Raw genomic sequence first — 11,457 nt, forward strand, 5'->3', positions numbered from 1 at the left:
AGCGGGCCTCGCGATCGCGAGGCCCGCTCCGTTCTGCTCGTCACCTTCACCAGGTGGCGCGCACCTGACGGATGATGCGTCGGCGCAGCCGCACGCGGCGGCTGCCGTCCCGGTGCAGGCTCAGTCGGTCCAACTCCCAGTGTCCGTACTCGGCGTGGTCGGTCAGCAGACGGGTCGCCTCCTTGCGGGACACCCCGCGAGGTACGTACACGTCGACAAATTCGTATTCCGGCATCGCATCTATTGTGCAAGCAGAGGCTCCATACGGATAGCGTCTGCACTATGTCTGATGCTGCGCAGCCCACCGCTGCCGAGGTACGCGCCGCCGCCGAGGCGGTCAAAGCCGCACTGGACCGTCACCTGGAGGCGGTCGAGAACCGCACGGGTGATGACGACCCGGCCGTCTATGCCGCCTTCAACGCCCTCGCCACCGCGGCCGAGGCCTACGACGAGCGGCTCTACGACCGCTACGACGAGGTCACGCCGTTCGAGATCCCCGGCGTGGAGGACTCCCTCCCGCCCTACGAGGGCCCGGAGGAGCCGAACGCGCTGACCGTACTGATCCGCCGCGACTACGCGGTGGTGGAGCCACAGCGCCTGCTGGCCCAGTCGCAGCGCATCGCGGACCTGGACCGGGACGACGACGGCGCGGACACCGCCGCGGTGGTGGGGGCGAGCGTCCACGCGGCGCTGGGCGTGCTGTTCGGCGAGTTCGAGCCGGACGAGATCGCTTCGCGGCACAAGGAGTTCGGCCTGGAGGAGGGCGACTCCACCCTGTGGGTCGCGGCGGCGGACGAGCTCCCGGAACCGGGCGAGTGGCTCAGCACCCCATTCGACCAGGCGGACCCGGGCCGGGTGATCTGCCGCTTCGACGTGAGCGCGGTGTTCGACGAGGACGACATCCACGGCGACCCGGAGGACGCCCGCCCGAACGACGCCTGACCATGCGCCCCGGGCGGGAGGCGGCACCCGCTGCCCCCCGACCGGGCGTCGGCCCGGCGCGCCACGTGCCGGGCACGCCGTGGCACCCCGCGCTGGGTGGCCGGCCCAGGCGGCCCGCCCCCTCGCGGGCCCAAGCGCCCCGGGCCCCATCCCGACGCGCACCCTTACGGGCTACGCCTCGGCCGGGCCGCCGGAGCCGCCATCCGAACCGGGGCCGCTGTCCCGGACACGTGGCGGCACCTGCGGCGAACCGGGACGGGCCCGGTTTCTACAGACAGCCGGGCAGGGCCGGACGCCGCCCGGCGGACGGCCGGAGCGTCCTTCACGCCGCGGTCCACCAGTCGGCCGCCCGCGAGCCGGAGCCGGCTGCCCTCAGGCGTCAGGCCTCCGGGGTGGCCAGGAGACCCTCCAGGAGGGCGCGGAGGCGGGTGGTGCGGGACTGGGGGAGCCTTTCGGCGACCGCCCTGGGGAGAGCCTGGTCCACGCCGTGGACCACCGAAAGATGCCGCTCGCCGCGACCGAACGCGGTGTAGACCCACGCCCGGTCCAAGGCCTCGGCCGCGTCGCCGGGAAGCACGACGACCACCGCCGGCCAGCGCATGGCCACCGCCTGGTGCGCGGTCAGCGCCCAGCCGTGGCGGAGTGCCGTGTCGACCCGGTCCTTCGGTACGACGACCCGCTCGCCCTCGCACTCCAGGTGCAGCCCGTCCGGGTCCGCCGACAGCACCGAGCCCGGCACGGTCCGGCCCGGCGACGGGGCGTAGGCGACCCGGTCGCCCGGGTCGAAGCCGCCGAAACGGCCCGGCCCCGGGTTCAGCCGCTGCTTCAGCGCCGCGTTGAGCGCCCGCGTCCCCGCCGAACCACCATGGCCGACGGTGATCACCTGGGTCTGCTCGGCCGGCACCCCGATCGCACGCGGCACCGAGTCCGCGACCAGCTGCACCGTCCGGTGCACCGCCTCGCCCGCATCCCGCACCGGGACGATCACGACCTCCTTGCCCGGCGCCTCGACCTGGCTCAGCTCACCGATCCCGACACCGGAGACCAGCTCCCCGATCGGGCCCGGGTCCGGGGTGCGCGAGGCGATCTGCGGGCACGCCCGCGCCGCCAGCACATCGGCGAAGACCCGCCCCGCGCCCGCCGACCACAGCACTCCGGGGTCGCCGCTGAGCACCAGACGGCAGCCGTCCGGCAGCGACTCCACCAGCATCGCGGCCGTCTCGACGTCCAGCTGAGGGGCGTCCAGCACGACCAGCAGATCCAGGGCGAGCGCCCCGTCCTCGTCCCGCCCCGGCCCGCCCTGCCCGGTCAGCAGCCCGTTGACGGTGATCGCGTCCACGTCCGTGCCCAGCCGGCGGCGGCCGTTCTCCGTGTACGTGGCCACAGCCGCCCGGAGCCCGAGCCCGCGCGCGGCCCCGGCCAGGGCGACCGCCTCGGCCCGCGCCGCCTCACCGCCCGTGTGCGTGACGAGCCCGTGCTCGGCGACCGCCCGGGTCAGGTCCGTCGGGGGAGCGTCCTGCCAGCGGGCGTCCGGGCCGGTCCTGGCGAGCCGGGCCAGACCGTCGGCGAGGCTCTCCTCCGCAAGCGCGTACCGGTCGAGCCCCAGCAGGACCGGCACCGGCTCCGCGTCGTCGGCCTGCTCCTCCTCCTGCTCCTCGCCCTCGTGCTCGTCGAGCCCGTCATGGAAGACCAGCACCGCGCCCTCGGCGATCGCGTGCTGCACCGCCTCGTCCGGCTCGGGCACCGAACGCTCCGCCAGCGCCGCCCGCACGGCCGCCGCGTCCAGTGCCGTGTGCCCCTGGAGGGCCGCCCGCTGGAGCAGCCACCCGATGAGCGCCACCGTCCGGCGCTCGTCCCCGGGGCCGCACTCCGCACCGAGCAGCGCCCGGGCGAAACCGTCGGCCTGCTCCGGCCGCACGCCCGGCACCGACAGCAGCTGCCACGGGTCCTCACGCAGCACGTCCGCCGCCGTCGCCCCGAGCACGCCGGCCACCCGCGCGGCGAGCGACTCGGGCGCGCCGCCCTCGACCAGCACGGCCCGCACGGCCGCGACCGTTTCCGGCGCCGCCGCCCCCGCGGACCGGACGGGCTCGGCGGGGACCGTCGGCCGCGCGGGCCGGGCGGGCTCCGGGGCAGGTCGCCGCGGCGCGGGGGCGGGGGAGTCGAAGAACGCCGTGCCGGACGTCTTGCCGCTCTCCACCGCCCGCACCGCCGCCAGCAGGTCGGCGGCCCGGCCGCTGAGCTTGGCGCCCGCCTCGACGGGGCCGCCCTTCCCGGCCTTGCGCTGCTCGATCCGAGCCCGTAGCTCCCGCTGCGCCGCCAGCTCCGCCTCCGCCTCGGAGACGCCGCCCCCCTCGGGCGCGCCCGCCTCGGAGACGCCGCCCCCCTCGGGCGCGCCCGCCTCGGAGACGCCGCCCCCCTCGGGCGTGCCCGCCTCGGCGACGCCGCCCTCCTCGGGCACATCCGCGTTCCCGTCGGCCTCTTCCTCCGGGACGGCAGCGGAACCGGCCGGCTCCGCACCTTCCGCGGCAGCGGGTCCGGCGGATGCGGTGGCGTCCTGGTCGTCGTCGGCGGAGGGGCCGGGGGCTGCCCCCCGGGGAAGCGCGGTCACAGCGTGCTCCAGTCCTGATCGGGATAGCGGTGCACGGGCGCCGATACATCGTCGAGCGCCCGGCGGATCTCGTCAGGAAGACTAAGGGTCTCCACTGACAACGCGGCCGCGAGCTGCTGCGCGTTGCGCGCGCCCACCACCGGGGCCACCACCCCCGGCCGGTCCCGCACCCACGCCAGCGCCACCTGGAGCGGTGTGGCCGCCAGCCCGTCCGCGGCCGTGATCACCGCGTCCACGATCCGGGTCGCCGATTCGTCCAGGTACGGTTCCACGAACGGTGCCAGCCGGTCCGAGGCGCCCCGCGAGTCGGACGGTGTGGCGTGCCGGTACTTGCCCGTCAGCACCCCGCGCCCCAGCGGCGACGACGGCAGCAGCCCGACGCCCAGGTCCAGCGCCGCGGGCAGCACCTCCCGCTCCACGCCCCGCTGGAGCAGCGAGTACTCCATCTGCGTGCTCGCCAGCCGGGCCCGCGCCCCACCTGGCGCCAGCTGCCACGTCGCGGCCTTCGCCAGCTGCCAGCCGCAGAAGTTCGACACGCCCACGTACCGCGCCCGCCCGCTGCTGACGGCGATGTCCAGGGCCTGGAGCGTCTCCTCCAGCGGCGTCTCCGGATCGAAGGCGTGCACCTGCCACAGGTCGACGTAGTCCGTCCCGAGCCGGGCCAGTGACGCGTCCAGCGCCGCCAGCAGATGCCCGCGCGACCCGTCGAACCGCCGGTCCGGGTCCGGAACGCTGCCGGCTTTCGTCGCGATGACCAGATCGCGCCTGGGCACCAGCCGCTCCACGAGCTGCCCGAGCAGGTACTCGGCCTCGCCGCCGCCGTACACGTCCGCCGTGTCGATCAGCGTCCCGCCCGCCTCCCAGAACGCCTTCAGCTGGTCCGCCGCGTCGTGCTCGTCGGTGTCCCGCCCCCAGGTGAGGGTGCCGAGACCGATCCGGGACACACGCAGGCCGGTACGGCCGAGATGCCTCTGCTCCATGGCCGCGAGATTACTGGCCAGAGGCCCACGCGGAGAGAGCCTGTGGACAACCTCGTACCGGCCCGGTCCCGTCCCCCTCCTGACGGGGCGTGGACCCGCGCGCTAGAGTCCCGCGCAGATCGTTACTGATCGGTAAATGAGTCGACGAGTAAGGGGACCGGCTATGCGGCTCGGCATCAACCTCGGCTACTGGGGCGCGGGCATGGACGGCGACAACCTCGCCGTCGCCCAGGAGGCGGACCGCCTCGGCTACGACGTCTGCTGGGCGGCCGAGGCGTACGGCTCCGACGCCCCGACGGTCCTGGCCTGGGTCGCCGCCCAGACCGAGAACATCGACATCGGCTCCGCGATCATGCAGATCCCGGCCCGGCAGCCCACCATGACGGCGATGACGGCGGCCACGCTCGACTCGCTCTCCGGCGGCCGTTTCCGCCTCGGCCTCGGTGTCTCGGGCCCACAGGTCTCCGAGGGCTGGTACGGCGTCAGGTTCGACAAGCCGCTCTCCCGCACCCGCGAGTACGTCGAGATCGTGCGCAAGGCCATGGCCCGCGAGCGGCTGACCCACGAGGGCGAGCACTGGACCCTCCCGCTCCCCGGCGGCCCGGGCAAGCCGATCAAGCTGACCGTCCACCCGCAGCGTGAGCACATCCCGCTCTACATCGCGGCGATCGGCCCCAAGAACCTGGCACAGACCGGCGAGATCGCCGACGGCGCGCTGCTGATCTTCCCGTCCGCCGAGCACCTGGAGGACACCGCTCTCCGGCACCTCCGCGCGGGCCGCGAGAAGGCGGGCCTGACCATGGACGGCTTCGACGTCTGCCCGACCCTCCCGCTGGCCGTCGGCGACGACGTCACCGGCCTCGCCGACATGTTCCGCCCGTACACCGCGCTGTACGTCGGCGGCATGGGCAGCCGCAAGCAGAACTTCTACAACCAGCTCGCGCAGCGCATGGGGTACGAGAAGGAAGCCGCCGAGATCCAGGAGAAGTACCTCTCGGGCGACAAGGCCGGCGCGGCGGCCGCCGTCCCGCACCGGCTGATCGACCAGACGACGCTGCTCGGCTCCGTGGAGCGGATCGCCGACCGGATGCAGGCGTACGCGGCGGCCGGCGTCACCACCCTCACCCTCGCCCCGGCCGGCTTCACGCTCGACGAGCGGATCGCGGCGCTGCGGGCGGGCACCGACGCCCTGGAGCGCGCCGGCCTGGTCGACTAGGCGACCGGACAAGCCTGCGGCCGTGGTGGGGGCTCGGGGTCATCCCCGCCACGGCCGTCACGCTGCACAACGCTCCATGCCCCTCCGGGGTTACTCCCCGAGCGTGCCCAGGGCGTACGGAAGCCGCCGTCCCCCTCCCCGCGCCCCCGATGCTCCGCCATCCGACGGACTTCCGGCCCCATGTCGTTGCCTCGCCCTCCATACGGCATTTGACTCGTTCTTTGCGGAACTTTGCGGAAGTGCGCAGAGACGCGCGTATGGAGGTGGCATTGATGCTGTCGGCCCGAAGCCTGTTCCAGGAGATCATCGACAACGATGACTCCTACCAGCTGTTCTGTTCCATCGCGGCCAGCGGAGAGGCCCAGGGCGGCTGGGAGAACGCCCGTATCGCCGCCCTCCTTCCCGAGAGCATGAGGGACCTCGCCCCCAAGGTCACCCGGCACGGTGCCGACGAGGACAAACACGGCCGGATCTTCAACGCCCTGCTCAAGAAGCGCGGCCTGGAGCCGGTCCCCGTTCCGCCGGAGACCGACTACACGATGCTGCTGGAACAGCGCGGCATCGGCCTGGCCCACGAGAAGCTGCGCCGGGACCAGCCGCTGACGGAGCAGGACATCCTGGTCTACCTCTCGCACAGCCGGGTCACCGAACAGCGCGCGGCCGACCAGATGGACATGCTGGTCAAGTACTTCGGCGACCACCCCGAGGTCGGCAAGGCCATCCGGCAGATCTGCAACGACGAGGACAACCACCTCGCGTACTGCCACGAGGAACTGCTGGGCCTCGCGTACGCCGGATACGGCCGCGCCATCCAGCGCACCCTGCGCGAGTGCGCGCTGGCCGAGATCGCCGTCTACCGCGACGTCAGCCTCGCCGTCATGGACCACATGGGCCGCATCCTGAAGTGGCCGACCGCCAAGAGGACCGCCCTGGCCCTGGGCATCCGGGGCATGTACGCGTACGAGAGGGCCGGCGGCTGGCGGCGCATGGTCGACCTCAGGATGCCGGAGCGGCGCAACGCGCTGGGCGGACCGGCCGAGCCCGCCCCGGCGTTCTGAAAGGCTTCCGGGCGCCCTACAACCAGCCTCGCCGCTTGAACAGCCGGTACAGGCCGAAGACCGCCACGCCCATGAGGACGATCACGGCCGGGTAGCCCCACACCTGGTGGAGCTCCCACATGTGGTCGAAGTTCATGCCGTAGACGCCCGCGACCATCGTGGGCACCGCGGCCATCGCCGCCCACGCCGAGATCTTCCTCATGTCGTCGTTCTGCCGCACTCCCATCTGCGCGAGGTGGGCCGACAGAATGTCCGAAAGCAGCCGGTCGAGCCCCTCCACCTGCTCGGTGGCACGGGTGAGGTGGTCGCTGACGTCCCGGAAGAACGGCTGGGCCTGCTCACTGACGAACGGCACGCCCGCGCCCGCGAGCCGCGCCATCGGCGCGGCCAGCGGACCGGTGGCCCGGCGGAACTCCAGCACCTGCCGCTTGAACATGTAGATCCGCGACGCCGTGTTCTTGGCGTCGCCGCCCGCCGGCTGGAAGACCTCCGTCTCCATCTCCTCCAGGTCGACCTGGAGCTCGCCCGCCACCTCGATGTAGTGGTCGACCACGGCGTCGCTGATCGCGTACAGCACGGACGTCGGCCCGTGCTTGAGCACCTCCGGCTCCGCCTCCAGCCGCTTGCGCACGGCCGACAAGGGCGCGCCCTCGCCGTGCCGGACCGTCACCACGAACGAGTCGCCCATGAACACCATCAGCTCGCCGGTGCTGACGGTGTCGCTCTGCGGCTCGTACACGACCGGCTTGAGGACCATGAACAGCGAGTCGTCGTACACCTCCAGCTTCGGCCGCTGATGCGCCTTGAGGGCGTCCTCCACGGCCAGCGGGTGCAGGCCGAACTCCTCCGAGACGTGATCGAACTCGTCCTCCGTCGGCTCGTGCAGCCCGATCCAGAGGAACGCGCCGCCGGAGCCCGCGGCACGTGCCGCCGCGAGCGCGTCGGAGAGGTCGGACGGGCCCTCGCTGCGGTGCCCGTCCCGGTAGATGGCGCAGTCCACGATCACGGCGCGTATTCTTCCCCGGCCCCCGGCGCCTCGCACCCCTGGAGCCGCCTAGGCTGGCAGGCATGGCCACGTTGATCCTCGTACGGCACGGACGCTCGACCGCCAACACCGCCGGCGTACTCGCGGGCTGGACGCCCGGCGTCGCCCTCGACGAGCGCGGCGCCGCACAGGCGGCCGCGCTGCCCGGCCGGCTGGCCGGAGTGCCGCTCGCGGCAGCCGTCACCAGCCCGCTCCAGCGGTGCCTGGAGACCCTCCGACCGCTGCTGGACGCCCGTCCCGGGCTGCCGCTGCACACCGACGAGCGGATCGGCGAGTGCCACTACGGCGACTGGTCCGGGCGCAAGCTCGCCGAACTCGCCGACGAGCCCCTCATGGAGGTCGTCCAGCGGCACCCCTCCAACGCCGCCTTCCCCGGCGGCGAGTCGATGCGCGCCATGCAGGCGCGCGCCGTCGAGGCCGTACGCGAGTGGAACGCGCGCGTGGAGGCGGACAACGGGGAGGACGCGGTCTACTTGATGTGCTCGCACGGCGACATCATCAAGTCGCTCGTGGCCGATGCGCTCGGTATGCATCTCGATCTGTTCCAGCGGGTCCATGTGGATCCTTGTTCCGTGACGGCGATCCGGTACACCCGTCTGAGGCCGTCCATTCTGCGACTCGGTGACACCGGTGACTTCGGCGGGCTCGTCCCGCACGAGGAGCCCGGGGGCGAGGCGGCGGAGGTGGGTGGCGGCGCGGGAGCCCCGTGATCCAATCGCACAGTAGGGTGGACGGGCCGCAGCGCCGTCCGAACTGAAGCAAGGGAGAGGGAACGTGTCCCGTCAGGTGTTCCTCTATGACCCACCGGAGCGCTTCGTGGCCGGCACGGTCGGGCTGCCTGGCCGCCGTACGTTCTTCCTCCAGGCCTCCGCAGGGGGCCGGGTCACCAGCGTCGCCCTGGAGAAGACCCAGGTGGCCGCGCTCGCCGAGCGGATCGACGAACTGCTCGACGAGGTCGTGCGGCGCACCGGGGGCAACGCCCCGGTGCCGGCCGTCGCGCCGTCCGACGTCACCGACACCGCGCCGCTGGACGCCCCGGTCGAGGAGGAGTTCCGGGTCGGCACGATGGCGCTGGCCTGGGACGGCGAGGAACAGCGCATGATCGTCGAGGCGCAGGCGCTGGTCGAGCTGGACGTGGAGTCCGAGGAGGACCTCGCGGAGGCGGAGGAGCGGCTGCTCCAGGACGAGGAGAACGGCCCGCCGATGCTGCGGGTCCGGCTCACCGGGGCACAGGCGAGGGCGTTCGCCAAGCGGGCCCTCGACGTGGTCAACGCGGGGCGGCCGCCGTGCCCGCTGTGCAGCCTGCCGCTCGATCCGGAAGGACACGTATGCCCGCGCCAGAACGGATACCGCCGGGGGGCCTGACGGCGGTGGAGCTGCTCGATCTGCTCGCCAAGGGCGAGTTGACGGTGCGCGGCCAGGTCCGCGAGGCGTCCAACGCGGTGCTGTTCTGCTCCGTCGCGTACGAGGGCAAGGAAGCCGACTGCGTCTACAAACCCGTCGCGGGGGAGCGCCCCCTGTGGGACTTCCCCGACGGGACGCTGGCGCAGCGCGAGGTCGCGGCGTACGAGGTGTCCGAGGCGACCGGCTGGGGCCTGGTCCCGCCGACCGTCCTGCGGGACGGCCCGTACGGGCAGGGCATGGTCCAGCAGTGGATCGAGGGTGACCCCTCCGGATCCCTGCTGGCGCTGGTCGACGGCGAGGAGCCGGGCGAGGGCTGGAAAGCGGTCGGCCTCGCGCAGGTCGACGAGGACCGCACCGCCCTGCTGGTGCACGCCGACGACGTACGGCTGCGGCGGCTCGCCGTGCTCGACGCGGTGATCAACAATGGTGACCGCAAGGGCGGGCATCTGCTGCCCGCGCCGGACGCCGGCTGTACGCCATCGACCACGGCGTCACCTTCAACGTGGACGACAAGCTGCGCACCCTCCTGTGGGGCTGGGCGGGCGAGCCGCTCCCCGAGGAGGCCTTGGAGGTCCTGGCCCGCCTGGACGCCTCCCTGGCGTCCGGCGCGCCCCTCGCCACCCGCCTGGCGGAGCTGATCACCCCGGCCGAGGTCTCGGCCGTACGGTCCCGCGTGGCCGCCCTGCGCGCGTCGGGCCGTCACCCGGAGCCCTCGGGCCAGTGGCCGGCGATCCCGTGGCCCCCCGTCTGAACCAGGCCCCTGCATAGGCCGGCCGAACGCGCAAGAGGGCCTGTCAGGTCAAGATCCCGTATCCGGTTCGTATCCGGAACAGGCGTCCGGTTACGCTCGTGACATGCATGCCTGGCCCGCTTCTGAGGTCCCCGCCCTGCCCGGCAAGGGCCGCGACCTCCGGATCCACGACACCGCGACCGGTGGACGAGTGACCCTCGACCCCGGCCCCGTCGCCCGTATCTACGTCTGCGGCATCACGCCGTACGACGCGACCCATATCGGTCACGCGGCGACCTACAACGCGTTCGACCTCGTTCAGCGCGTGTGGCTCGACACCAAGCGGCAGGTCCACTACGTCCAGAACGTCACCGACGTGGACGATCCCCTCCTGGAGCGGGCCGTCCGCGACAACATCGACTGGGAGAGCCTCGCCGAGCGCGAGACGTCGCTGTTCCGCGAGGACATGACCGCCCTCCGGATGCTGCCGCCCCAGCACTACATCGGTGCCGTCGAGGCGATACCCGGCATCGTGCCGCTCATCGAGCGGCTCCGTGACGCGGGCGCCGCGTACGAACTCGAAGGCGACATCTACTTCTCCGTCGAGGCCGACCCGCACTTCGGCGAGGTCTCGCACTACGACGCCGAGTTCATGCGGGCGCTGTCCGCCGAGCGCGGCGGCGACCCGGACCGCCCGGGCAAGAAGAACCCGCTCGACCCGATGCTGTGGATGGCCGCCCGCGAGGGCGAGCCCAGCTGGGACGGCGGCTCCCTCGGGCCCGGCCGCCCCGGCTGGCACATCGAGTGCGTGGCCATCGCCCTGGACCACCTCGGCATGGGCTTCGACGTCCAGGGCGGCGGCTCCGACCTGGTCTTCCCGCACCACGAGATGGGCGCCTCGCACGCCCAGGCGCTGACCGGCGAGTACCCGTTCGCCAAGGCGTACGTGCACGCCGGGATGGTCGCCCTGCACGGCGAGAAGATGTCCAAGTCCAAGGGCAACCTGGTCTTCGTCTCGGCGCTGCGCCGTCAGGGCGTCGACCCGGCCGCCATCCGGCTCGCCCTGCTGTCCCACCACTACCGCGCCGACTGGGAGTGGACCGAGGAGGTCCTCCAGGAAGCCGTGGAGCGGCTCGGCCGCTGGCGTGCCGCCGTCTCCCGCCCCGACGGGCCGTCCGCCGACGCGCTGGTCGACGAGGTGCGCGAGGCGCTGGCCGACGACCTGGACGCCCCGGCCGCCCTCGCGGCGGTGGACCGCTGGGCCGCCCGCCAGCAGGCGGAGGGCGGTACGGACGAGGGCGCCCCGGGCCTCGTCTCCCGGACGGTCGACGCCCTCCTGGGCGTGGCGCTGTAGGACTGCGCCTCACGTGATCCGCTGACGACGGCGGGCTCGCGCTTGCGGCGCAGTTCGACGTAGGTCAGGCCCGTGTAGTCGCCGAGGCGCGGGTCGTCGGGGTCGTCGATGGTGATG

General features: G+C 73.1%; 10 protein-coding genes and 2 pseudogenes. 7 read left to right on the forward strand and 5 right to left on the reverse strand.

The features are described from left to right. Positions 1-46 precede the first annotated feature (46 nt). Positions 47-235, reverse strand: a complete 189-nt coding sequence (locus tag ABT360_RS34020) for a DUF5703 family protein (protein WP_005319466.1) — start codon at positions 233-235, stop codon at positions 47-49. A gap of 47 nt (positions 236-282) precedes the next feature. Here ABT360_RS34020 and ABT360_RS34025 point away from each other — a divergent pair, with 47 nt between their 5' ends. Continuing rightward, positions 283-942: a hypothetical protein gene (locus tag ABT360_RS34025; protein ID WP_351825404.1), complete on the forward strand. Its 660-nt coding sequence runs from the start codon at positions 283-285 to the stop codon at positions 940-942. Between the two features lie 379 nt (positions 943-1,321). Here the strand turns inward: ABT360_RS34025 and ABT360_RS34030 are convergent, their stop codons facing one another. Next, positions 1,322-3,553 (reverse strand): helix-hairpin-helix domain-containing protein, encoded by a 2,232-nt coding sequence (locus tag ABT360_RS34030; RefSeq protein ID WP_351825406.1) that lies wholly within the window; start codon positions 3,551-3,553, stop codon positions 1,322-1,324. Then, on the reverse strand, positions 3,550-4,533 hold the full coding sequence (locus tag ABT360_RS34035) for an aldo/keto reductase (RefSeq protein ID WP_351825408.1): 984 nt from the start codon (positions 4,531-4,533) through the stop codon (positions 3,550-3,552). Before ABT360_RS34035 ends, ABT360_RS34030 begins: the two co-directional genes overlap by 4 nt. 163 nt (positions 4,534-4,696) lie before the next feature. Here ABT360_RS34035 and ABT360_RS34040 point away from each other — a divergent pair, with 163 nt between their 5' ends. Beyond that, positions 4,697-5,749, forward strand: coding sequence for an LLM class F420-dependent oxidoreductase (locus tag ABT360_RS34040; protein ID WP_351825410.1), 1,053 nt, complete (start codon positions 4,697-4,699; stop codon positions 5,747-5,749). A gap of 272 nt (positions 5,750-6,021) precedes the next feature. Continuing rightward, positions 6,022-6,807 carry a ferritin-like domain-containing protein gene (locus ABT360_RS34045; protein WP_351825412.1) on the forward strand — a complete coding sequence of 262 codons (786 nt, stop codon included), beginning with the start codon at positions 6,022-6,024 and terminating at the stop codon, positions 6,805-6,807. Positions 6,808-6,823: 16 nt separating this feature from the next. Here ABT360_RS34045 and corA read toward each other — a convergent pair whose 3' ends face one another. Further along, positions 6,824-7,822: a magnesium/cobalt transporter CorA gene (gene corA, locus ABT360_RS34050; protein ID WP_351825420.1), complete on the reverse strand. Its 999-nt coding sequence runs from the start codon at positions 7,820-7,822 to the stop codon at positions 6,824-6,826. Between the two features lie 53 nt (positions 7,823-7,875). Here corA and ABT360_RS34055 point away from each other — a divergent pair, with 53 nt between their 5' ends. The 4 genes and pseudogenes from ABT360_RS34055 to mshC all read left to right on the forward strand — a co-directional run bounded on the left by ABT360_RS34055 (position 7,876) and on the right by mshC (position 11,340). Next, the gene (locus ABT360_RS34055) at positions 7,876-8,562 is read left to right on the forward strand and encodes a histidine phosphatase family protein (RefSeq protein WP_351825414.1); all 687 of its coding nucleotides are present in this window, start codon (positions 7,876-7,878) and stop codon (positions 8,560-8,562) included. A 64-nt stretch (positions 8,563-8,626) separates the two neighbouring features. Continuing rightward, positions 8,627-9,217, forward strand: a complete 591-nt coding sequence (locus ABT360_RS34060) for a DUF3090 domain-containing protein (protein ID WP_351825416.1) — start codon at positions 8,627-8,629, stop codon at positions 9,215-9,217. Next, positions 9,181-10,007: pseudogene (locus tag ABT360_RS34065) on the forward strand (SCO1664 family protein). The gene ABT360_RS34060 and the pseudogene ABT360_RS34065 overlap by 37 nt, the downstream one beginning before the upstream one ends. 103 nt (positions 10,008-10,110) lie before the next feature. Beyond that, entirely contained in the window at positions 10,111-11,340 is a 1,230-nt protein-coding gene (mshC, locus tag ABT360_RS34070) for a cysteine--1-D-myo-inosityl 2-amino-2-deoxy-alpha-D-glucopyranoside ligase (protein WP_351825418.1), read from the forward strand. 29 nt (positions 11,341-11,369) lie between these two features. On the opposite strand, the pseudogene ABT360_RS34075 reads toward mshC, so the two are convergent. Then, a pseudogene (locus tag ABT360_RS34075) lies at positions 11,370-11,456 on the reverse strand (TrmH family RNA methyltransferase); the annotation flags it as partial. Position 11,457 lies beyond the last annotated feature (1 nt).

This window comes from Streptomyces sp. NPDC000229, assembly GCF_040300825.1.
Lineage (GTDB): Bacteria > Actinomycetota > Actinomycetes > Streptomycetales > Streptomycetaceae > Streptomyces.

Excerpts from the sequence above, each read along its gene's own strand:
- ABT360_RS34025 (WP_351825404.1), top strand. The coding sequence starts at position 283 with ATGTCTGATGCTGCGCAGCCCACCGCTGCCGAGGTACGCGCCGCCGCC.
- ABT360_RS34035 (WP_351825408.1), bottom strand. The coding sequence starts at position 4,533 with ATGGAGCAGAGGCATCTCGGCCGTACCGGCCTGCGTGTGTCCCGGATC.
- ABT360_RS34020 (WP_005319466.1), bottom strand. The coding sequence starts at position 235 with ATGCCGGAATACGAATTTGTCGACGTGTACGTACCTCGCGGGGTGTCC.
- ABT360_RS34040 (WP_351825410.1), top strand. The coding sequence starts at position 4,697 with ATGCGGCTCGGCATCAACCTCGGCTACTGGGGCGCGGGCATGGACGGC.
- ABT360_RS34045 (WP_351825412.1), top strand. The coding sequence starts at position 6,022 with ATGCTGTCGGCCCGAAGCCTGTTCCAGGAGATCATCGACAACGATGAC.
- ABT360_RS34055 (WP_351825414.1), top strand. The coding sequence starts at position 7,876 with ATGGCCACGTTGATCCTCGTACGGCACGGACGCTCGACCGCCAACACC.
- mshC (WP_351825418.1), top strand. The coding sequence starts at position 10,111 with ATGCATGCCTGGCCCGCTTCTGAGGTCCCCGCCCTGCCCGGCAAGGGC.